The following is a 22,169-nucleotide window of genomic DNA, read 5'->3' as shown; positions in this document are numbered from 1 at the left end:
CCCACCTGGCCTTGATTTCCTGTCGCGGTATTAAACTGACTCTTCTGTCAGTTCCTGAGGGTCTGACAGCGGATCGCTGGCTGCAGATTCGCCCCGTTTAAGTGGCAGATAAATACTGAAGCGGCTGCCAACCCCCGGCTTACTGGCCACTTTCAAACGCCCCTGATGATTTTTGATGATGGAATAGGTGATCGACATTCCCATGCCGGTGCCTTCGCCCACAGGTTTGGTGGTAAAGAAAGGATCGAACAGGGATTTCAGTACTTTTTCATCCATCCCGCAGCCGTTGTCCGTAATCTGAACAAGGACTGCTTCATTTTCAGTTCGGGTTTCAATGCGCAGCAGTGGCCGTTCTGTGTTTTTCATGGCGTGGCAGGCATTCACAATGATATTGAGAAAGGTCTGATTCAGTTCGTTAGCTTTGCCGGGCACTAATGGTAATTCTGTAAAATGTTTTTCAACAGTGACGGTGTTTTTCAGCTGGCTGTTGAGAATTTTCAGAGTGCTTTCCAGACCATCAATAACGTCCACATCTTCCCAGTCAGTATCCTGTGAGTGTGCAAAGCGTCTGAGGTTCTGTACGATGTCTTTCAGGCGGTCCAGACCCTCCTGTGAGTCCGCCAGCAGGCCGGTGATGTCTTCGCTGATAAACACCAGATCTTCGGCTTCTATCAGCCCGGTGAGTGCCTCAGCCTGTTCCGGTTTCAGCAGCTCATCAGTCTGCCAGCGCAGTACCAGTTGCAGCAGCTTCTGATATCCCCCGATATAACCATTCAGGCTGCCCAGGTTACTGTAAACAAATGCCAGCGGATTATTGATTTCATGGGCAACGCCGGCAGACAGGGTGCCCAGCGTTGCCAGCTTTTCGTTACGCATCAGCGCGTTATGCTGTTCTTTCAGCCGTTTGTTAGACGCCTCTAACTGCTGGTTTTTCAGAAAAAGCTCGCGGCTTTTATCATCCAGCAATTGCTCAGCTTCCAGACGGGCAGCCCTTTCCCGGGCATAGGCCGTCTTATAGGCTTGTGCTTCGTCGTTCATGCTGTCTGCTCAGTAAACCGGATGATTAAATCACAATGATCAGCCCCCTGATGGGTGCAGACCGGATGTGTCATTTCAATTGCCTCGTTGTAACGGCTGGCCGCACCGCGAATCAGCCCTTCAGCCAGCAGACAAAGCTGACGGGGGGAGCGGTATTCCATGACAAGGGTATGATCGTCAGGCTCATGGCAAATAATCGATGGCAGGTCCGGAGACTCGTAGAGTTTACGGACTTCTACATGAATCACGGAATCGATGCTTTTCAGAAAGTCTTTCAGGGTCGGCTGGGTTTCCAGAAATACCGGATAGCGGCGGGCAAGCTGGTCAAACAGAAACTCACCGAAGGCACCCACAACCGCTTCAGCCGGTAGCTCCAGCCGGGCAGACACTTCACCAACCAGTGCAAAGAGCTTATCATCCGGGTAGCTTTTGCCGGCGGTGTAGATGCCGTCCTGGCCGAGTGTGCCGAGAATATCGTTCCAGGCCATCATGCCACATTTCTCGATGACCATTTCTTCAAGAATGTTGAAGATAACTCCTTTCATGGACGTCCTCCTGACGCAGCTGTTCACCTATATCCTTTAAATATAACGGGAATTCAGCGATTTGCAGTACGTTAATTACCCATTGCGGGTTGAGAAGATGACGGCATGCTGCCATGCCCATCCTCAAATGCTTTTTTTAACCACCGACCGGTATTCGGGAGTGGCAGATCTGCGGGGAGGTCCGGATTGTTGAGGATAAAAATACGCCGGTGCTTCAGACCGGACTGTTTAATCACTTCCCGGTGGTACTGCATGAATAACCGGTCGAAAGAGCCGTCGGCTTTTGCCTGTTCGAGACCGCGCTGCAGACGGTCGGCCAGTGCCTGATTATCTTTGCTGACGTAGAAAAAAACCGGGTAAGGGTAGTAAAGCGCAAATCCCTTATCCGCCGTTAATTGCGGATAGTCCGGTTTTCGTTCTTCCAGCTCTTTATAGATTTCATTGATGCCCCGGGGGAAGTAATCAAAGCGACCCGCGCTGAGCATAGAAAACAGATTAGGGTAGCGGGCAACGCCTGTGACTGGCAGTTGATTCGCCTTGAGAATGGAGAGATCAGCCCAGTGACTGCCGAATCCGGCATTTAGCTGGCGCAGATCGTTCAGGCTGCTGATGCCGGCAAATACATCCGCCTGACGGAGGTGAATCATAGCAATCCGGTAGCCGAGAATGCCCTGAAGGATAGGCACTTTGACCGACAGAAAACGTGCCTCCCGTTCTGTCGTTGCGGAAAGAAAAGCAATGTTAATGCCCTGTTTCATTTCCAGTGACTGGAGACCACGAGCCTGGGTCATTTCTTCAGTGATCGGGCTGAGCAGGTAGGGGCCATCGGTTGCGGCGGTTTTATCCAGCGCAAGTTTAAGCAGATCGATCCGGTAGCTGTACCGGGAGTCGGTCTGAAAGAATTTCAGTGTCAGAGGCGTACTGTGTACGAAGGTACCGAACAGCAAAAGCAGTACACAGGCCAGAGAGCGAACAACAGCAATCATAAAACAACCTGTCAGATAAATGCTTCAGCGGTCTGGAATGGAAAAGTATACATGGCTGAACGGGTGCAAGTGTGAATAATGTGTTAATTGGGCAAAGGAACAGTCAGAAGCTGAGCATTGACTAAAGTCTAACGGGCGTTTTATGAGCTGCAGCTGAATTACAGGGGATTTAAATAAGAAAATTTGACGATCTGCCTTTCGGGAAGGATAAGTTATTAAAAACACCGGTAAAAACTGCTTGCGTCCGGCAATGATTTGCCTATAATACGACCCCACTTCAGGACTATAGCTCAGTTGGTTAGAGCGCTACCTTGACATGGTAGAGGTCCCCAGTTCGAATCTGGGTAGTCCTACCAAAATTCTTCAAGAAAAACAGACGTTTATGTCTGTTTTTTTTCGCCTGCAGTTTTTCAGTTTCCAATCAGTTTCCAATCAGTTTCCAAACGTTTCTGATCGAAGTTCTTTTTTGTCTTTGGATCCCTCCTCGTATTAGCAATCTAGCCAACTCTTCCTGACCCGTGTCATTGCAGTTAAAGTAGCTGCAATCACAAGGAAAAAGGAATCCGTGAATGTTACTGGAACAGATTGCTGGATATGAGTTACCAACATTAGGTTTATGGCCTCATTATTCTCCTCAGTTCGATTGTTGGATGATGCATGCCTACAAGCTAAAAAAAAATGGTAGTTTAGCTTGGTACAAGTACTTTATAGAAGGCGGAAATGATTGGGTAAAGCCTGAGTTATACAGCGACCTTAAGGAAGCGGAAAGTGTAGCTAGAGACAGGAACCCTGCATTGCTATTGAACATAGATAGTTTGGCTGTAAAAGATGAAGTAAGGCTATCTCTTCGATTGAAGGTAGATAAAGCGTTAAAGTCTAGAGATCGGCTAATTGAAGAAGAGTTGTTGATGTTAGAGGTTGCTAAGGAGAAGCATTCAAAAGCCGAGCGCCCTAGTATCCATAGTCTGGTTCTATCTGAAAAGCACGAGCATTTACGTGGGGAACTGCATAGCCAATTGCAAGAAATGCCTTATCTGCAGATTGCTCGTGTTAAACATACAATTCTTGCCCGTAAGGGGGAGAGTGATTGGTCAACTGAATTGTATAAGTACACTAAATCAGAGCAAGCATGCTATCGAGAAAGGATTGCACGTGGCTTTGGTTATTGCGGTACTGCTCATTGGGGTAAGACAAAAGCCGCCATCCGTGCTGAGTTATTGCCAAGGGCTAATGAATTGCTTGCGAAGGCTAGTGTTAAAAGAATGTTAGATGAAGCTTTACGTGATGGTCGTAAGGTGATCGTGGCTGGAGGTTTCGTTTTTTGGTACGAGGCTAACGAGAAAGTAGGCTGGATCGTTAAAGAAGCGAATTATTCAGATAGTAAAAAGGCAAACATAGCTTTATGGGCTGAAGGTACGATTGTTTCAAAAAATCATGGACGAATCGTTGTATTACCATACATCAAAGAGAATGGTGAGTTAGTCCAGGGTCATACAAAGAATGCGCCTAATGATGGTAAAGCTACACCAAGAGATCCGAGAGAATACCTTGAATTACCATTTGATATTCTCAGAGGTGATTACATGAGAACTTTATTTGGTGAGCTGCAGTACGAATAAGCTTCTTCCAGCTTATCGATGTCATGGCAAGCAAAGCCTGTCATGACAAAAAGTTTGCAAGTCAGTGCCAAAAAATCCGCTAATTTACATTCAAAAAGAACTTTGCCTCTATACCTGCAATTCAAGGTTTTGGTTGATCTAGTTAGTTGTTCGTCAGCGGCCATGCTGATAGATTTTGATCTTCTGTACTTGAGTAATGGAAAGGAAAGAAAGGATGCCTAGACGTGGCGGAGCTGACTGGTCTGAAGAAGAGCTTGTGCTCGCGCTTCATACCTATCAATCAAATCTTGATCAAGATTTGGTTGCTACCCATCCTTCAATCGTAAAATTGAGCGAGGATTTGCGGCAAGCACCTTTGAATTTAGATTGGGAGCGAGACGCTTCTTATCGCCCTCCGGATGGTGTTCGATCTAGAGTTGGGAATTTTCGTCGTATTGCCAATAATCAGTTGGATAATGTCCCTAAATCAGCCATTGCTGTGTGGGATAAATTCGGCAGCAATTCACTCAAGCTTAAAAAACGTTGCGATCAGATACGTACATCATGGCAAAGTAAGAAGGCGTTGGTCCCTTCAGGGGTTCTCCCGTTTATAAAAGGAAGATTATATAAGCGTAGTCATCTTCATGATTTATGGGGAGGTTCCAGGCAAAGTGGAATTGCGCCGTCAGCAAAGCAAAAAGTAGTTTTCATTTTTACCGGTGAAAGTGGAGAACAACATGGTTATGAAGACCGATGGGTTGATGGCGTTTTTCGATATGCGGGTGAAGGGCAGCGTGGAGACATGGCGTTAAATTCCAATAACATGTCGATCATCGGACATGTAGCTGCTGGTAAAGATCTTCTGCTATTTAAGCAGGCTGACAAAAGAAGTTATGTTACTTTCGAAGGTCAGATGATTTATACAGGTCATGACACTACGAGAGGTGTAGATACAGATGGTAATGAGCGAGAGCTAATAATATTCGATCTGGTACCTATCGAAGAAATGGCATCTACTTCAAATTCAGAGTTAGAGAATGAAGTTGATGAAATCGATGATCTGGGAAGGCTGCGAGAGTTAGCAATGGAGGCTGCCACATGGAGCGGTAAATCAAAAGATGTACAGAAACAGTACTATCGACGCAGTTTTGCTGTTAAAAATTATGCTTTGAGAAGAGCTGCAGGAAGCTGCGAAAGCTGCAAACTACCAGCTCCTTTCGAGACAACTCAAAATGCCCCGTATCTCGAAGTGCATCATGTAAACAAATTATCAGATGGTGGTCCTGATCATCCTGACTTTGTGATTGCTTTATGTCCGAACTGCCATCGGAAGGCACATTATTCCAAGTTTGCTGCGGAATATAATTTAGAACTGAAGGCAAAATTGGCAACTTTATCTGTGACGTAGCTAGATATCGTTCACTCCCCCTCATCAACTAACCTTGCGATTTCTGGGGGGAGAAGGGTGTTGTTCCAGTCAATCTCATCAACATTTACCTGGTCTAGAGATAAGTCTGCATTAACGGCGACTGGTCGTATTTGTTCGTGGCCGGCGATGTAGTGTTCAGTCGTTGTCACTTTACCATGGCCAGCCAGGGCCATGATGTATTCCAGGGAATAGCCTGCTTTGAAGTACATCAAGATCCCCAGTGCACGAATGTCATGTAGGGTCGGACGTTCTCTTTTCGGCAGGTGATCGTATGCTCCGGAAGCGTCCCGAGCCTTGCTGAATTGCTTTGACAGGTAGTCAGGCAGAACGGCGAAAGGATGGGGTTTCGCATCCCGGACTTTTGCTGACATCCGGACCGGCCGGCAATGCACCAGATACGGACAGGGAATGTTACTGGATAATGACGAATCAACTGCATTCCAAAGTGCATCACCCATCGATATCTGAATATAAACCGGGTTCGAATAGTTACGGGTTTTCTGCTGCAGGATTTTGATTGATTTGTTTGCACGATTGACGTGATCGCGGTGCATTGCGATGAGGTCAGACCGGCGCTGCAGGCTGTACAGAGCAATATCCATAGTGCGTTGAATCCACTCTGGTGCGAATGTCCGGACTTTCTGAAAGCCTTCCAGTGTGTGCCGTTTGCGCTGGCGAGGCTCGGCAACCTTAGGCTGTAATTCAGTTGCTGGATTATTGTCTCTGTATCCCTCTGCAATCGCATATCTGAACAGTTCTTTCAGCAGAGGTATATGTTTGTTCTGGACGTGGCCAGACCTAGACTTTAAGTGCTGAGCCAGGTCGAAAGTCGTTACCTGCTGGCAGGGGGTTTTACCTAACAAGGTGTTGTACTCATTCACAACTAGTTGTTTACCGTCAAACGTCTGTTGACTGATTTTTCCCTGCTCAAGTTTTACGGCAAGCATGTTGTTCATGTACTCGTCGATCACTTGCATCATCGGCGGGTTTCTGGGGTTGTATGGCTGCGGATTGTCAGCAAGGTTTAGTACCTTCTCAACCAGAGTGCCTGAAGCCCTTAGCGCCGTTGTCAGCGCATTGGCTGCCTCAATGGCTTCCTGCTCACTGTCGGTTTTAAGTGGTTCCAGATCGCCGTTAGGCATTCTGTAATAGAAATACCTACGGCCATTAGGTTTGTTTACCACTTTAAGGTGAGGGGCCTTGTCGTTACGGCGTGGACTCATGCTACTTTCATTCCGGTATTAGCGGCGGTTTTTGCCAGGATTGCATCAGCAACCGGGTTGCCGGTTAGCCTGACTGATTTTTCAGCCTGAGGCGCAGCAGGCTGATTTTCACTGTATCCCCATGCCGGTGATCCGTCCGGAAGGACATAGACATACCAGCGGCCACCGAACTTAATGCCGGGGACAGTGCCTTTCTTGATTTGGCGTACAACGGATGCATTGCTTACACCGCCTTCAGTGTAGTTCTGAAGAATGTACTCAGCGACCGGTTGTTTCTTTGGCCATTTGCTTCGGTTCAGATGTTGTGTAGTCATATTAAATTAGCCTCGCTAACATCGGTTGCAGCACTTCTACCGGGGCGGGTTCGAAGTGAGGGTAGGGGTGACGTCGTTCTATATCTGAGTTGTGTAGAGATATGCAGAGGTTTCTGCATATCCCATCGCAGTAAGGGCAAGAAGCCATTAGCTTAAAATCTCTCTGGCGCCGTTTTCGTTTGGTGCGCTGAGAATACCTGCCTGCTCCATCATCTCAATGAGACGAGCAGCGCGGTTGTAACCAATCTTCAAATCACGCTGAACAGCAGATATGGTTGTTTTTCGTTCCTCCTGTACGAACTTCACTGCTTCGTCGTACAGAGGGTCATTAGCTGAATCAAGCAGGTCCGGCTGATCATCTTCAGAGATCGGTTTGTCGCGCTCATCAGATTCATATTCTTCGATGCCTGGCAGAATGATCATTACTTTCTGGCCAGTCTGATCAGCCAGTTCGTGAGCGCCGGATGGTGCGCCATCTTCGCCGAGGGTACGTTCAATTTTCATCTTGGCTTCAATGCCGCCTTTGAAGACAACCTGATCCACGGTTGCCATAACAAATGGGCGACCGTTAGCAGAGATGTGCTTTACGCACGTTTCAACAGCTTCAGATGTTTGCTTATCGATGCTTTCCAGAAAGTCGTCCTGAGTGGCCTGGCTCATTTTCTGCCAGACATCAGGCATTGCTTTACAGCAGCGGACGATGATACCCATTAAATCCGCCTGCATTGTTTCAACGGAGGTGATTAAGGTTTCGCTGTTTTCGGTATCGGTTAGTGCATTCATTGAAATGGTTCCTGTGGGGTTGTAGTTGCAATGTTGTTTAATTAGCCGTTTCGCTAAAACGGTATGTCGTCGTCGAAATCATCCATGCCTGGCGCCGGTTGTGGTGCTGGTGCCTGTTGCCGTGGCGGCTGTTGGTACTGCTGCTGCGGTGCCTGCTGCTGGTATTGCTGCTGATAACCGCCTTGCTGATACTGCTGTTGTCCGCCGCCTTTATCGTTACGGCCATCCAACATTTGCATTTCACTGGCAACAATCTCAGTGGTGTACCGATCCTGGCCGCTTTGATCCTGCCATTTGCGGGTTCGTAGAGAGCCTTCCAAGTAAATCTTTGAGCCTTTGCGCAGGTATTCACCGGCAATTTCCGCCAGACGGTTAAAGAACACCACACGGTGCCATTCGGTACGTTCCTGCTGTTGGCCGGTTTGCTTGTCTTTCCAGCTTTCCGAAGTGGCTACCGTGATGTTGGTTACGGCGTTGCCACTCGGCATGTATTTGGTATCTGGGTCGTTGCCCAGATTACCGATGAGGATTACTTTGTTTACGCCGCGAGCCATGGGAACCTCTTAGGCTGCATCATGCAGTGCAGCAGTGTTGACGTTGTATTTAGTGAGGATCTCATTCAGCTCAGCCATGGCAGATGCTGAAACTATGTTACGAACTCCCCAGGAACCGATAGCTGCATTCAGGCACTTTGCATCAGCCAGTGGCTCGCCGCGGCGTGTGGGTGTCTGAAAGCGAGGGGTAGAGGTTACCGGTATAGACTGCTCAGCAATTGCCGGTGAAGGCTCCTCAGTAGCTGTAGTAGGCTGTTTAGCAGCTGCTTCCTGTTCTTCCCGAATACGCTGTTCTTCCTGTAAGCGGATGGTTTCACGCTCTTGTTCCAGCCGGTCATCTTCGTCACGGATGCGGTTTTTGATTTCTGCCTGAACGTGCTCAGTAGCCAGCAGGGACAGGGTGGATGCATCGCTGAACAGATGGTGATAGCTTTCAGCTACTTCATTAAGTGCTGTCAGGTTCTTCTGTATCAGGTTGCTGTGTTGGGTGGCTTCGATTTTGGACGCCGCCAGCAGGTCATCAGCGGCGGAGCGCAGGCTTGTAATGGTGCGCTTACCTTTAATTGCACCGGCAAAATCATCATTAACAGCAGGTATCCGGACCGGGTATTTATTCCCGAACATGGCCTCGAGGGATTTTTCCAGATCACCGATATGCTTGCTCAGGGCCAGCTTACCGCTTGAAACAATATCGCTACGGATAGCAAGCTTTCGCTCTTTCACCAGCTTGTCGACGCTCAGGCGCTTTTGCCGGGTCGCTTCTTTGATGCGATCAATGGTTTTGAACAGCTCGTTAATGCTGGCGGTACTTGCCAGCGCCTGCTCTTTCACCCGGCCCAGTTGATCCTCTGCGTTTTTGCAGAATTTCACTGCTTTTTCGGCATCAGCAAAATCCTGATCAGTTTGCAGATCCGTTTTAATGCTGTTGATGACGGCTGTTGCTTTCTGCTCAAACTCGGGCAGGTTGCTGGCCAGCACTTCGCCGGAGATGTTTACTGACAGGGCCGGCAGGTTTTCGATATCGGCACCCGCAGGCACCGGCTTTTCTTCGACGTGTTCGTAGTTGGCTTGATCGGTCGCGAACTGATCCCAGCCGGCGCGCAGCTGTTCTTCATCGCCTGGCTGCAGTTCATACCAGAAGGTATAGGTATTTTCTTCCGTACCATCGGTGACCATGTACAGGCACTTTTCCGCTTCACTGACGATCAGCTGCTGAACGACCTGCCAGCGGTCCGCCTCTGGCATTTTGCCATCCTGGATGCTGGCAACCTTTTCAGCGTTGTACTGCTTACATTCCCATGCAACGGTGCCCATCATGTTCAGGCCGTCGAATGATGCCAGCAGCACTTCGTCTTCCGTCAGGCCAGTGACCGGATATAGCTCTTCGCCAATGATTTTTTCAGCGATAGGGCGTGCCAGCGCTTCAATTGCGTGGCCTTTATCCAGAACGTGTTCCTGGAACCAGCTGCTGAACTCCTGCTCGGTGCCCAGCGCTTTCATCTGAAGCAGTTCGTTACGCTTCACACTCTTGGAACACGCCATCATAATGCTGGCTTCAGAGGCGGTGAAGTAGTGCAGGCGTGATGCCTTCCACTCTTCAGACCCTTGGATTAACTGTAAAATCTTCATGCTGCCACCTGCTTAATTTGCTGTTGCTGTTCGTCGGTTAACTGAGCTTTGCTGCTGACCATTGCTATGATTTGGTCCGGTGTCCGCTTTTCTGATTCGATAGCGGATTTCCATGTTGGAAAGTTCTTCTCGAAGTCATCTGCGGAGTAGAAGGGCATTGCTTCTGGCTCTGATGCAGAAGGGCTTACATCCTTCGGCTGTACTGATTCGATGCGCTCCGCTTCATCTGGATCAACGATTCCGGACAGGCCGAATGCATAACGGGCAGCCTGAATGGTCGCTTTGTGGCGAAGCATACGGGCTGGCCATTTTTTCCACGGATCAGATGTGCCGGCGCATTCATTGAAATACTCGGTTACCTCTGTGTGCCGGGTGCGGTCTTTACGGAAGATTCGGCAGGTGATGGCAGATAGCTTGCCTTTGTCATCAAGACTGTCTTCAAACTCCATACCGTCGAACTGAGGGTGTCCGTTGATGATCTTCAGCCAGCCGTCGATTGACACGATTGGCTGAATAGCGCCCCGGTTCGCAAATGCGTAAATCTCTTTGGTCAGCGGGTTCAGTTTGTATTCGTTGGCAATGGCCAAGAAGGTTACAAACTCTTCGTTGCTTACCTGATTGCCATTGTTTCCTTTGGCCTTAATCAATGTATTCATAACGATGCCGTGCATTTCACCGGCATCAATATTCAGACGCTGCGCAAGGTTGCTCAGAACCGCTGGTGGCTGGTAATGCGTGGATTGCTGTGTCATATCCCTATCTCCGGGTTTTGCTAATCGGTAAGCTCTGAGCGTATTCAGCAGCCTTGTTTTGTGCTTTACGCTTTTGCTCGCGCTGAGTCTGTTTTTTCTTATCGGTGGTCATGCTTCTATGCTGCGTAGTCCCTGCCTAAAAAGTCGCTGAGCAGTTCAAGCTCTTGCAGGATTGATTCGTAATGCTCGTCAACCAGCTGTACAGCGGCCTGTTTCATTAGCCTGGTCAGATCCGCCTGAAGGCCGAGGCGCGCTGATTTGATTGCCCAGACACCGGCTTTCAGTGCTTTCATATCTTCTTCCAGCGTGTCATTACCGCCGGATAACGTGTTTTCCATAAAGCGCTCAATCACCGCGGATTCGTTAAGAGAGCAGCGCTTATGTTCTGCATCGAAATACGAAAGCGGTTCGCCGTTCAGCACCTGCGAAGCTAGTGCTTCAATGCGGCCCTGGCGGCTGATCGTTGCAGTGTCTTCCTGTACTTCTGGGCCGCTGATGAGCACGTTTTGTTGATATGCGTTAATCATGGCTATCTCCCTTAGGCGACTGATTTAAGCAGGCGCTGTAAAAGTGATGGCTCAGTGAACCGGATGAGAACCGCGGGGAACTCGGCTCTATCATCCAGCTCACGTTTTGCCAATTTGGCGCGCCAGTTAGCCAGGCGCTTTGCTCGCTGCAGTGACGGGAGTGAGAAAGGTTTATGAGTTACTGAATTAAGTACGATCATGTGTTCCTCAAACTGTCCTGTTAGCAAGTAGTAACAAATGTTAGTTAACTAGCATTGGAGTAAATGTTAGTTTGCTAGCATTTTTGCGTCAAGTGGTTTTTTTAAAATTTAATGGCCAGTTCGTGGAGTCGAAAAAAAACCCGCTCAGATGGCGGGTTTAGGTTTTGAAGAGGTAAGAGTTAGTGGCAGTGGTATGCCTTGGTTCCCGAGTGGCATCCGTTGCTATCAGTTCCGCCTGAGTGGGCGCTTGCTATGGATGTTGTAAAAAGCGCCATAAATGCGATTGCAATCAGCTTTTTCATGATATTTCCTTTTCATGTACTGGCTTGAAAGTAGCGACGGCTTAACACTACTGGTTTATATTCGGAAAAAATAACGCGGTAATTACTTAATTGCAGCCGTATTGGTTACAAGTCTTGTTGTAGTAATTACCATTACTATCCGTTCCGTTATGGTATGTAGTATTACCGATGGTTGTTGAGGTGCCGCTCCAGGAATTTCCGTTTGAAGCGCGCCCGTTTTGATATGTGGTATTACCTATAGTGGTGGAGTCTTGGGACCAGGTTGATCCTGTGTTGCTGTTTCTGCCGTTAAGATATGTAGAATTTCCGATTTTTTGAACATCGTACGTATTGCCAGAATTGTCATAGCATGTTTTGTACGAACCGGAACCGTAGCACTCGGCGTGGGAAGGTAAAGAAAAAACTAAAGCAAACAGTGATGCAAAAAGGGTGGTTTTAATCATATATCATTCCTTGAGTATATTGAGGGCGACAGCTTCCTGCTCAATCAAATCAGAACATTTATTATAGCTTTCTGGCAAGTATGCCTGCAACTCTACCAATTATTGTCAGTTGACCGATATTGTGAGGGGCAACAGTTTGATCCTGATACGCAGGGTCAAAATTATTGTCTGATCGAATTGTCCAGTTTTGATCAAAGTTTTTAATAAAGCGTTTAACTTTCAATTCACCATCGAAAGCAAAAGCGTAAATGCTATTGCTTGTCAGCCGGGATTGAGATGTGTCAACAATAATACGGTCGCCATCCCTAAGAGTTGTTTCCATTGAGTCACCTTTAACGGAAACAATTCGGGCGCTTAAAGAGTTTACGTTGAACTCGTCAAGAAGGGATTCTGGTACCTGGATAGTTTCAATTACTGCCTCTTGATCTGACGAGGTGCCGAATCCTGCAGATAGCTCCACACTCAAAACAGGGATATCAACGAAGGGCTCGACAGGCTGGATAGGGGCTGATTTTCCCCAACCTTGGCTTAAGTCTGCCGGTAAACATCCAAACGCTTTAGCCAGGCTAAGTAAAGTTTCAGCCTTAACGTCAGAGTTAGGATCTTTCTCAATCTGAGCTATTCGACCGCGGCTAATGTTTATGCGTCGCGCCAGCTCTTCTTGAGTCCATTTACGCTCTTTCCGGAGTGCCCGGACATTTTTACCAATGCTCATGGAAGTTATTTTACTAACAAAATTGGTTAGTTGGGGTTGCATAGTATTTGCTAGTAAACTAACATTTTCGTTCATAAAGACCTCTTTGCCGAAAATTCGGAGCTACTTATGGAAATCAAGATCAAGACCGAAGATGCAGTTAACTTCTTCGGTGGCTGGGGGAAAGGCGGAGTTCAAAAGCTTGCTGAAGCTCTTGGAATCACTCACGGCGCTATAAGTCAGTGGGGTGAGTATTTGCCGGAACGCCGCGCATTGAAGTTATACGTCGACACTAAGGGTGCAATCACAACTGTAGCAGACGAGCCTCAGAAAGCTGCCTGATACCCCAATACTGAAAAGGACTTTCTCATGTCAGACAAAAAAATATTCAAAGTGACAAGTCACACTTCCGAAGAAAATCACCAGTACGTTCATGAGCAGGCCAAAGCTTTAGGTATTTCTGCATCTCAATATGTCCATGAGCTGATTGATTACATTCGCGGCAGTGATAAGGCCAGTGGCTTTGATCCTGTCATGAGCAAACGTGTTGAAGAATTCATTAACACTATGGCGCCAGAGTTTGGCTTTGAAAAGCAAAACCAGAGCGCGGATAGCGCGGATCAGCGCGCCATGTTCTTACGCTGCGTTGCCAAGTTTCAAAATAACCGCGTAGTGAGTACCGAATTGCACTGAGGTGGGTGGAGCCATCCTCTGGGCTGTGGCTTGGCCGGTTATCTGTTCCTCCGGGTACCGGTCTTTTTTAAAGCATCTTCTGAGAGGGTGCTTTAAAAAATTCTTAATCTCAGTCTGAGGTTAAAGCAAGCAAAGGGACTTTTTCCCGAAAAATAAACCAACCCAACAGGGGGCGATTGTGAAGAAATTAATAATAGCTTTTGTGCTGGCATCTCTTGCTGCTTTCAGTTTGCCGGCAGCCGCAGATGACTTCGTTATCTCAACAGGTGTTGAGAAGGGCGGTTACTGGGCGAAAGGCAAAAATATCAAGAATCAGATTTTGAAAGCTGCTGACAAGATGGATGTCCGGCTTGATATCGAAGTCATTGATTCGACGGGCTCGCCAGAAAACATCACCCGCATGAACGATGGCGATGCTCAGTTAATTATGGTTCAGGCAGATGCGCTAAATGTCATGCCGGTTAACGTGCCGATTAAGACCAAGAGCGCAGGCACCGAATATGTGCTCTGGGTGTACAACATCGACAACGGTTATGACGACCTTGATGAAATTGAAGGTAACGAAAAAGCCGCTCTGGTTTTAGTTGAAGGCTCTGGCGCTGAAATCACGATGAGTTCGTTTGTGCAGGAAGACGGGGGATATGAGAAGAACCTGAAGACTGCAATTTATGCAATGGACTTAGAAGAGGCTTTCGACATTGTTGCTGATGGCCGCCATGAAGGGCGCAAGGTGGCTGGGCTGTTACACGTAGGCTCATCTATCCCGCAAGATCTGGCCAAGTCGTTTAAAGGCCTTGTCATGGTGGGGTCTGCTTCAGATAGCGATTTCAATGATGCTGAAGATGTAAACGGTGAAGCCCTTTATGCAAATTGCGAAGTCACGCAAAAGCAGGCGTATGGCCTTACAGGCTTCTCTGATCCGGACACGGTTTGTGTTCGCGCACTGGCTGTCTATACGACCGACCTTGAAAGCTCAAAGCTGGTAAAGGCGGTAAGGAAAGGCACTTCTAAAGCTTTACGTGGGGTTAAGTAGGTGACTGGTTTCGCGCTGGTAATGGTTATTCCTGCTTTGATTCTCGGTTTCATTCTTGGCCGTAAATGGCAGCGAATCATCCACTGGTTTAAGAAATCCTGAAGCAGAAATTGCGTTCAGCACAAGCCCCTTTACTGGGGCTTTCTGGGTGCCGGGATAAGTTGATTGGGTCTTACCTAGTTGCAGTATTAAAACCCGTCTGTGGCGCAGCGATGCCGGGGGTGGTTGGCCGAACAACCCTGACCTACCAGTAAAGGGCTGATCAGGTAGATGTTTTCTGATCGCAGTAACTCGCCGGGAGGCGATAGGTTCGCCGTGCGACGGTGAGGGCTTGAATACTCGCGTTATCCAATAGGCCCTTCTTAAAAACCTCAATACAGGATTTCACGATGACCAATGTAACGGAAACTAAGCCTACCGGTGATGCTGCTGGCGTTGATGCTGCGATGGAAGCTGACATCATTCAGAAGGGGCTGACCGCTCCCCGGGTAACCAAAGAAAGTATCGATGCCATTATGGCGGCTGTCGATTATCACACCTATGTCGTACCAGGTACGACCACCACTGTAGCGGTTGCCATGATTCATGGTTTCACGCTTTGTCAGGAAATCACCGCCTGTGTCGATGCTAAAAACTTCGATGAAGAGCTGGGCCGTAAGTATGCCATTGAAAAGGCTGCTGCTGTTGCCCGCGACAAGCTCTGGGAACTGGAAGGCTACACCCTGAAGTTTGGTTGCGTCAGCCTACCTGATATTGCTCGCGTCGCTCATGAGATAAACCGTGCTTACTGTGAAGCCATGGGTGACATGTCACAGGAAGAATGGAGCCAGGCACCCGCTTGGCAGCGTGATTCTGCAATCAATGGCGTTAATTTCCACCTGATGAACCCTGATGCGGATGCCGGTCTTTCTCACATCAACTGGATGGCTGAGAAGAAGGCTGACGGCTGGGTGTATGGCGAAACTAAGGATCCTGAAGCGAAGACGCACCCTTGTATGGTGCCGTTTAATCAGCTGCCTATTGAGCAGCAGGCGAAGGATTTCTTATTCCGTGCGGTGGTACACGCGCTGAAGTAAGTAAGGCGGTCATTCCCTGAATCTTGCTGGACACGGGAATGACCTTCCAGACAACAAAAAACCGCGATAACTGGGGTTGCAGCCCCTACGCGGTTTTTCATCAACTGAGGTTTAAGTATGACACACACAGCTCAAATATTGCAATTTGATACAGCGAGGCGTCAGACCAAGGTGGATCAGGAAACGGAAGCCGTAGACACCGGCTGGATTAAGTCGTATCGCAAGCGCCTTGAGAGCGATTTTGCGCGTTGTCCGGTTAAGTATGCCGTATGGGATTACCTGTTGCATACAGCGACCCACAAGCCACGTAAAACCCGTCTGGGGCGGCAGGATATTACATTGCAACCCGGCCAACTGATTACCAGTCAGCGCGTGATCATGAATCAGTTCAATAAGAGTGTGCTTCCTATTACCCGGGATATTATTCGTGGGGCGCTGGATTACTTTGTCCGTGAGGGGATGATTCAGTCAGAAGGTGGGCGTACCGGTTCTGTTGTTACCATTGTGAACTGGGGTAAGTATCAGGGCGAAAAACAGTCAAAAATTCCCCCACAGATCCCCCACACAATTCCCCCACATGATCCCCAAGCGGAAGCCCCGGAATTAAAGGGCTGCGCTGACGTAACGCCCAAGGCGCTCCCCCACACGGAACCCAAGGCATTCCCCACTATACAAGAAGACAATAATTCTAATACTAACCTCTGTAGTAATACCTCTCTTGTCACAACTAACGTTGAGACGACCGATAAATTACCGGCTAAGCGGACTGTTACCGATTACCCCGAAGAGTTCGAGTGGATGTGGCAACGCAGACCACGCCGTGAAGGTTCTGATAACAAGCGTAAAACCCTGACTCACTGCCGGGCCCGTATCAAAGAGGGCGCAACCTGGAATGACCTGATCGCCGGTATGTTCCGTTACGGCAAGTACTGCAAACAGCGTGGTCAGTTGCATACCCCGTATACGATGCAGATGTGCACGTTCTTCGGTACCGGTGAGCATTACAAAAACGACTGGACTGTTAACGAATCAACCCCAGCAACCGGGCCTAAGTCGCCGGCTGGCAGTATTACTGCGCCCACCGCTGAAGACTTCGATGATACTGGCTGGATTCATGAGCTGGAGGATGCGTGATGAAGTCTGTTAACGCTCTGACTAACCCAGCAATGAACGCTATCCGCACCGGTAAGTTCGACGATAAGGCGAGCTATGCCAGCGTAGAGACTGCCAAACACATCAACAAGGTGTTCAAAGCGCTGCAGTCTGTCTCTCCGGCATGGAAGGCTGCATTCCCATCCTCTGAAGCGCTGAATGAAGCCCGCCGCTCCTGGACCAAGGCATTTATCGATGCCGGCTTGTCTGACATGGGCATGATTGAGCTGGGCATTTCCCGGGCCCGCCAAGACCCTTCCGACTTTTTCCCGTCACCGGGCAAGTTCATAGCCTGGTGCTTTCCGACACCTGAAGAGCTGGGGTTGCCTTCGTTGGAAGCTGCTTACCGTGAGGCTTGCAATAACGCCCACCGCATCAGTCAGCACCGGTGGAGCCATGGAGCGGTTTACCAAGCCGGCAAAGAAAGCGACTGGACAAAACTGCGCAGTGAAGTACAGCGCTACTCATTCCCGGTGTTCAAGAAGGTTTATAGCGAAATATGCATTCGAGCTTTACGTGGCGAACAGTTTCAGATGCCTGTGCCTGCTGCTAACCAGCTGGAACATCACATGAACGGTATGCCGGTGGTTACTGAGCAGACCAAAGCTGCCGGCCGGGAAGAACTGAGCAAAATGAAAGCCATGTTTTCGACCAAGGGGGCAGCATGAGTAAAGGCGATCTTCAGATTCTAATTGAGAACGAAACCGTAAAGCGTGATCGGATGATGCATGTCTGGAAACTGGTAAACAAGGGACTGACTGCTGGTCCGGTACTGTTAACCCTTGGCCGTGAAAAACGTACCTTGGATCAAAATGCCAAAATGTGGGCAATGCTGGCAGATGTCAGTTTTCAGGTTGATTGGTACGGCGAAAAGCTTTGTACAGAGAGCTGGAAGAACATCTTCACCGCGTCACTGTTTAAGCAGAAGACAGTCCCCGGCATTGATGGTGGTTTTGTCGTGCTGGGTAAGCCAACCCGAAATATGAAGAAGCGTACCTTCGCTGAGCTTATAGAGCTGATGTACGCCTTTGGTGCTGAGCATGGCGTTCACTGGTCAGAGCGCAACGTGACCATGATTCAGGAGTATCTGCAGTGGCTGAATGATGAACGGGCTAAGGAAGGGGACAAGGCAGCATGATTCGTTCAAAGCATCTTCGTGAATCAGCCCGGGGGCAGGAGTGCACATTGCAGATTGCCGGTATTTGTAATTACCAGAGCGAAACAACCGTGCTTGCACATCTGCCAAGTGAAAGCCACGGCATGGGTCTGAAAGCAGATGATATATCCGCCTGCTTTGCCTGTTCAGCATGTCATGACGTTATCGACAACCGCTCATCAATCCGGATCAGCAACGAAGACCGTGAATTCTATATGCGCCGGGCTCAGAACCGGACTCTGAACATCTGGGTTGATATGGGTCTGGTAACCGTAAAGGGGGCGGCGTGAATTCCATCAACGGTAAGTTAACGGTAAGGGATAGATAGATGCGTGAAGTAGAAATCTTCATTCCATTCATGGGCCCCAGCACCAACAAGATTTACGCCGGTGAGCATTGGGCAAAGAGAAAGAAGCAGGCAGATCTTGGCCATAGTGCAGTAAAGGCGGCTGGTATTGAGCCGTTTATGCGGCCAGTGCATTTAACGTTTACCCCAGTGCTTGGTAAACGGGCCAGAGCAAGAGACTGCAGTAATTACAGTTACACAGTGAAACTGATTGAAGATGGTTTAGTGGCTGCCGGTGTGATCATTAACGACACGCCTGATTATGTGAAAGGCATCAGCATCATGGCTCCGATTACAGACCGATCAAAGCCATCAGGCATGATTGTTTATATAGAAGAAGTTCGTTGTGACGCTGCTTGATGAGCGGTGATTCAATAAGGAGAGTATTAGATGAAGCTTATTTCAGCTAGACAAGCATGGCATGACTGTTACCTGGATTCTCAGGTATCGCCGCTTGAACGCTATATTGAAACGGCCCGGCTGTGCGCACAGGTTCAGTACAGCAGTAAATTGAATACGGCGAATAAGGCCGCTCACCAGGCGCAGGCCGGCTTGATCCAGTCTGCAATCGGTACATTGCCGGTGCCGCTGCAGGCGTTGGGGCACTGGCTCTACGCGCCTCAGGGTGTATTCGGTACAGAAAAGGTTTCAGGGGAGTGGGTTGATGGCGCAGACGGTGCGCCTGAATACAAAGTTCTGAAGGATCACGGACATATTGAGAATGCTGTGTGGCAGATGATTGCTGTGAAGTTGGGTATAGAAGACCAGCACAGCGATGAATGGTACCTGGTGCGCTGTTCAATGCATGCCTATCGCGAACTCGCATGGGGCCGGGATGCGCTGCTGAAGCGGCCTAAGTACATTGCTCAGTGGCTGGAAGAACAGCACGGCATTGATATTGATACCCGAAATTTTTACCGGGGGCTGGGTAAAGTGCAGACAGAAGTGTTAATGCTGCTGGATGATTTGGATAAGAAGGCGTTGGAACCGGTGGCAAAGCTTATTGCTGAAATGACCAGTGAGGTGGAAGAAGGTGAAGAAAGCGTTTGAGACGGAATTTATTAACTAAACGAATATTGTTCTGTGAGATCTCGTACTAGAGTTACTTAGAAAGAACATGCGTCTAATGGCAGATGGTTCAGTTAGCTACTAGGCAAACGTTAAGGGCTGTTGATAGCTTTCTCTGCATTTTGAGTAGCCTAAGGTTACACATTATTATTCGAATACACTACTTTTGTACTAAGGAGTTCGGCGTTAAGTAAGTTGGTAAATTCTATGACTAGAAACATGAGTGTATTGGATCGTTGTTTGAGAACTTTTTTTGGAACAATATTGGTTTTGATTAGCTGGCCATTTTTAGATGTGGTTCCAGGTATTGTTCTTAGTTACTTTTGCTTAATATTTGGTATTGTAAATATTATTTCTAGTTTGGTTTGTTGGTGCTTTATGTATGATTTACTTGGTGTTTCTACTAAGGATGATTAATGAGCTTTATTACGGAAATAAATAAAGTATATGATGATAAGCAAATAGAAAAAAGCTTAAGAAAAAGAATTTTCTTTGGGTTTTTAATTGTCACTTCAATTATAAGTTTATTATTTATAGTTGAAGGGTATGACTCTGCTGTTGATTTTGGTAAGCAAGCTGAAGGATTTCAACTTCATGAAAATGCAATACATGTAGTCGAAACTCTAGAGTTTCTTGATGCAAATTCAGACGAAAATATTGAAGAGTATATGAATATATCTGATCATTTGCATACGAGAAATGAGGCCGCAGTAATTTATATGCTTAATGGAAGAGAGGTTGTTTCTTCATCGGATCTTTCAACAGAGCATCTCAATAAATTAATTCCTTTAATTAGAACCATCGATAAAGAAAGTAATTATGATCGTCATTATTATCATAGCAAAATGTGTGATGATGAGTATTGTATAGTTGAGTGTGATGGTTATGAATATAATTGGATGATTTATCATAGTGATATGTATGGCGATGTCTTAGTGATACAAAAATATAATTTAAAAGAATTAGCCAGAGATTATGTTATACCAAGAATGTTAACTTCTGCATTTGTCGTGATATGGCTAGGTATATGGTCATCATTTGGTATCGCATTGGTACTGTCAAAGTTAATCAGTAAGTATCAAAAGTCACTTCAATTTCATGTATTTCATGATCGAGTGACAAAACTACCAAATGAGAAGTACCTTATTGATAAACTTTATCATATTAATGATATTGACGATTCTATTGAGATTTATGGATTAGTAATGATATCAGTTGATAATATTGATTCTATACAGTCTTTACATGGATTAGAAGTTCGCGAGTTATTGATGTCGAAAGTAGCAAAAACAATTAATGATAATATTGATGGCTGTGTCGTAGGTAATTATAGCCGTGATGTTTTTTATGTGCTGTTTTCGTATGATGAGCATAAATTGAAAACGATAAAGAATTTATTTACTAATTTTCCATGTAAAGAGTTCAATGTGAGCAGGGTTATATTTAATCCTGTTTTTAGTTTAGGGGTTAATAGTTTTAGTGATGATTTCTACTCGCCTAATGAAGTTATAAGTGGTGCATGTAGTGCACTGAAAAAAGCTAAAGATTATAGAAGTGGTTGTGTTGTATTCACAGATGCTGATGGTAAAAGAATTAATACAAATAATTTACTTAATCAAGATTTAGATAATGCTATTAAAAATCAAGAGTTTGTTCTTCACTATCAGCCAAAAATATCTCTGATTTATAATGAAATTGTTGGTGTGGAGGCATTGATTAGATGGAATCACCCAAAAAGAGGTATTATTTATCCGGATCAATTTATTCATTTAATTGAAAATAGTTCAATAGCCAAAAAATTTACAGCTAATGTTGCAGATATGGCTATTCATCAAATAAATGAATGGGCTAGTAAAGGCTTAGATATCAAGGTGGCAATTAATGTGTCGCCATATGATTTAGCGGATGAAGAGTTTTCAAATTATTTGTTGTCGCTTTTCGCGAGTGGAACGTTAAAACGCCATCAGATAGAGATAGAACTGACAGAAGTAGAGCATACGGTAGATATTAAACATTTATCTAAGGTTCTGTATCAATTAAGAGACATAGGAGTTGATTGCTCAATTGACGACTTTGGTACAGGTATGGGTTCTCTTACTTACTTGAAAGATATACCTGTACATGCGGTGAAGATTGATAAGTCTTTTGTTATGGATATGGACGTCAATCCTGCAAGTGAAGCGATTACTGAGTCTACAATTAAGCTTGCTAATAAACTGGGGTGTAAGGTTATTGCCGAAGGCATTGAAAACGCATGTATTGAGAGAATGCTATTTGAAAGAAAATGCGATGTAGCTCAGGGCTATCATTATTCAAAGCCATTGTCTGCTGATGAATTAGCTGATTATATTTTTGATTATAATCAGCAACAAGAAGAGAAGATAAAATTGTTTATTATTGATTAGATGTGCAGAAATAATATTAATTTCCCAAATTGTGCTTTATATGCACTGACCAAACATTCAAAACCTCGCTTCGGCGGGGTTTTTATCGCTTTAAGAAGGGGGGTTCTGTCATAAGAAGGATATCCTAAAGTGATACTTGTTTATTTGTTGGCATGAGTATTATGGAATGTACCCTCCAGTCCTATTGCGTAGTAGTAGAGAGGCTCTTAACTATGATCAATTA

General features: G+C 46.7%; 26 protein-coding genes and 1 tRNA gene. 15 read left to right on the top strand and 12 right to left on the bottom strand.

From position 1 onward, the window contains the following. Positions 1-30: 30 nt before the first annotated feature. From PCI15_RS13740 to PCI15_RS13730, 3 genes are all read right to left on the bottom strand, one after another. Positions 31-1,038: a sensor histidine kinase gene (locus PCI15_RS13740; protein ID WP_271270526.1), complete on the bottom strand. Its 1,008-nt coding sequence runs from the start codon at positions 1,036-1,038 to the stop codon at positions 31-33. Beyond that, a complete protein-coding gene (locus PCI15_RS13735) occupies positions 1,035-1,583 on the bottom strand; it encodes a heme NO-binding domain-containing protein (RefSeq protein WP_271270525.1) in 549 nt (182 codons plus the stop codon). Before PCI15_RS13735 ends, PCI15_RS13740 begins: the two co-directional genes overlap by 4 nt. Positions 1,584-1,654: 71 nt before the next feature. Then, positions 1,655-2,569, bottom strand: a complete 915-nt coding sequence (locus PCI15_RS13730) for a transporter substrate-binding domain-containing protein (protein ID WP_271270524.1) — start codon at positions 2,567-2,569, stop codon at positions 1,655-1,657. Between the two features lie 279 nt (positions 2,570-2,848). On the opposite strand from PCI15_RS13730, the gene PCI15_RS13725 reads away from it, so the two are divergent. From PCI15_RS13725 to PCI15_RS13715, 3 genes are all read left to right on the top strand, one after another. Then, positions 2,849-2,925, top strand: a tRNA-Val gene (locus tag PCI15_RS13725). 213 nt (positions 2,926-3,138) lie between these two features. Further along, on the top strand, positions 3,139-4,188 hold the full coding sequence (locus PCI15_RS13720) for a hypothetical protein (RefSeq protein WP_271270523.1): 1,050 nt from the start codon (positions 3,139-3,141) through the stop codon (positions 4,186-4,188). A gap of 214 nt (positions 4,189-4,402) precedes the next feature. Next, the gene (locus tag PCI15_RS13715; RefSeq protein WP_271270522.1) at positions 4,403-5,575 is read left to right on the top strand and encodes an HNH endonuclease; all 1,173 of its coding nucleotides are present in this window, start codon (positions 4,403-4,405) and stop codon (positions 5,573-5,575) included. Between the two features lie 11 nt (positions 5,576-5,586). On the opposite strand, the gene PCI15_RS13710 is transcribed toward PCI15_RS13715, so the two are convergent. The 9 genes from PCI15_RS13710 to PCI15_RS13670 form a co-directional block, all read right to left on the bottom strand. Beyond that, on the bottom strand, positions 5,587-6,819 hold the full coding sequence (locus PCI15_RS13710; protein ID WP_271270521.1) for a tyrosine-type recombinase/integrase: 1,233 nt from the start codon (positions 6,817-6,819) through the stop codon (positions 5,587-5,589). Beyond that, positions 6,816-7,133, bottom strand: a complete 318-nt coding sequence (locus tag PCI15_RS13705) for a hypothetical protein (protein ID WP_271270520.1) — start codon at positions 7,131-7,133, stop codon at positions 6,816-6,818. Before PCI15_RS13705 ends, PCI15_RS13710 begins: the two co-directional genes overlap by 4 nt. A gap of 147 nt (positions 7,134-7,280) precedes the next feature. Then, positions 7,281-7,916, bottom strand: coding sequence for a DNA translocase FtsK (locus PCI15_RS23735; protein WP_376787813.1), 636 nt, complete (start codon positions 7,914-7,916; stop codon positions 7,281-7,283). Positions 7,917-7,969: 53 nt separating this feature from the next. Further along, complete coding sequence (ssb, locus tag PCI15_RS13695) at positions 7,970-8,470, bottom strand: single-stranded DNA-binding protein (protein WP_271270519.1); 501 nt, start codon at positions 8,468-8,470, stop codon at positions 7,970-7,972. Positions 8,471-8,479: 9 nt separating this feature from the next. Continuing rightward, positions 8,480-10,099: a YqaJ viral recombinase family protein gene (locus tag PCI15_RS13690; RefSeq protein WP_271270518.1), complete on the bottom strand. Its 1,620-nt coding sequence runs from the start codon at positions 10,097-10,099 to the stop codon at positions 8,480-8,482. Then, positions 10,096-10,851: a RecT family recombinase gene (locus PCI15_RS13685; RefSeq protein WP_271270517.1), complete on the bottom strand. Its 756-nt coding sequence runs from the start codon at positions 10,849-10,851 to the stop codon at positions 10,096-10,098. Before PCI15_RS13685 ends, PCI15_RS13690 begins: the two co-directional genes overlap by 4 nt. A 116-nt stretch (positions 10,852-10,967) precedes the next feature. Continuing rightward, entirely contained in the window at positions 10,968-11,378 is a 411-nt protein-coding gene (locus PCI15_RS13680) for a hypothetical protein (protein WP_271270516.1), read from the bottom strand. 379 nt (positions 11,379-11,757) lie between these two features. Continuing rightward, positions 11,758-11,853: a YHYH domain-containing protein gene (locus PCI15_RS13675; protein WP_271274618.1), complete on the bottom strand. Its 96-nt coding sequence runs from the start codon at positions 11,851-11,853 to the stop codon at positions 11,758-11,760. 531 nt (positions 11,854-12,384) lie between these two features. Continuing rightward, positions 12,385-13,113 (bottom strand): XRE family transcriptional regulator, encoded by a 729-nt coding sequence (locus PCI15_RS13670; RefSeq protein WP_271270515.1) that lies wholly within the window; start codon positions 13,111-13,113, stop codon positions 12,385-12,387. 33 nt (positions 13,114-13,146) lie between these two features. Between PCI15_RS13670 and PCI15_RS13665 the strand changes: the two genes are divergently transcribed. The 12 genes from PCI15_RS13665 to PCI15_RS13615 all read left to right on the top strand — a co-directional run bounded on the left by PCI15_RS13665 (position 13,147) and on the right by PCI15_RS13615 (position 21,946). Beyond that, positions 13,147-13,359, top strand: coding sequence for a Cro/CI family transcriptional regulator (locus PCI15_RS13665; RefSeq protein WP_271270514.1), 213 nt, complete (start codon positions 13,147-13,149; stop codon positions 13,357-13,359). A gap of 27 nt (positions 13,360-13,386) precedes the next feature. Next, on the top strand, positions 13,387-13,710 hold the full coding sequence (locus PCI15_RS13660; RefSeq protein WP_271270513.1) for a hypothetical protein: 324 nt from the start codon (positions 13,387-13,389) through the stop codon (positions 13,708-13,710). Positions 13,711-13,888: 178 nt separating this feature from the next. Next, positions 13,889-14,743 (top strand): TAXI family TRAP transporter solute-binding subunit, encoded by an 855-nt coding sequence (locus PCI15_RS13655; protein WP_271270512.1) that lies wholly within the window; start codon positions 13,889-13,891, stop codon positions 14,741-14,743. A 389-nt stretch (positions 14,744-15,132) separates the two neighbouring features. Next, positions 15,133-15,819: a Gp49 family protein gene (locus tag PCI15_RS13650; protein WP_271270511.1), complete on the top strand. Its 687-nt coding sequence runs from the start codon at positions 15,133-15,135 to the stop codon at positions 15,817-15,819. A gap of 117 nt (positions 15,820-15,936) precedes the next feature. Then, positions 15,937-16,953: a helix-turn-helix domain-containing protein gene (locus PCI15_RS13645; protein ID WP_271270510.1), complete on the top strand. Its 1,017-nt coding sequence runs from the start codon at positions 15,937-15,939 to the stop codon at positions 16,951-16,953. Continuing rightward, complete coding sequence (locus tag PCI15_RS13640) at positions 16,953-17,639, top strand: replication protein P (RefSeq protein ID WP_271270509.1); 687 nt, start codon at positions 16,953-16,955, stop codon at positions 17,637-17,639. The genes PCI15_RS13645 and PCI15_RS13640 overlap by 1 nt, the downstream gene beginning before the upstream one ends. After that, a complete protein-coding gene (locus tag PCI15_RS13635; protein ID WP_271270508.1) occupies positions 17,636-18,109 on the top strand; it encodes a recombination protein NinB in 474 nt (157 codons plus the stop codon). Before PCI15_RS13640 ends, PCI15_RS13635 begins: the two co-directional genes overlap by 4 nt. Further along, a complete protein-coding gene (locus PCI15_RS13630) occupies positions 18,106-18,417 on the top strand; it encodes a DUF1364 domain-containing protein (protein ID WP_271270507.1) in 312 nt (103 codons plus the stop codon). The genes PCI15_RS13635 and PCI15_RS13630 overlap by 4 nt, the downstream gene beginning before the upstream one ends. Positions 18,418-18,455: 38 nt before the next feature. Beyond that, positions 18,456-18,833, top strand: coding sequence for a RusA family crossover junction endodeoxyribonuclease (locus PCI15_RS13625; protein ID WP_271270506.1), 378 nt, complete (start codon positions 18,456-18,458; stop codon positions 18,831-18,833). Between the two features lie 30 nt (positions 18,834-18,863). After that, a complete protein-coding gene (locus tag PCI15_RS13620; protein WP_271270505.1) occupies positions 18,864-19,523 on the top strand; it encodes a hypothetical protein in 660 nt (219 codons plus the stop codon). A gap of 225 nt (positions 19,524-19,748) precedes the next feature. Then, entirely contained in the window at positions 19,749-19,958 is a 210-nt protein-coding gene (locus PCI15_RS23730; protein WP_376787812.1) for a YgaP family membrane protein, read from the top strand. Next, positions 19,958-21,946 carry a putative bifunctional diguanylate cyclase/phosphodiesterase gene (locus PCI15_RS13615; protein WP_271270504.1) on the top strand — a complete coding sequence of 663 codons (1,989 nt, stop codon included), beginning with the start codon at positions 19,958-19,960 and terminating at the stop codon, positions 21,944-21,946. The genes PCI15_RS23730 and PCI15_RS13615 overlap by 1 nt, the downstream gene beginning before the upstream one ends. Positions 21,947-22,169: the final 223 nt, after the last annotated feature.

The sequence above is a fragment of the Aliamphritea hakodatensis genome, assembly GCF_024347195.1.
GTDB lineage: Bacteria > Pseudomonadota > Gammaproteobacteria > Pseudomonadales > Balneatricaceae > Amphritea > Amphritea hakodatensis.
The sequence above is the reverse complement of the archived record's forward strand: the minus strand, read 5'-3'. Positions and strand labels throughout refer to the sequence as shown.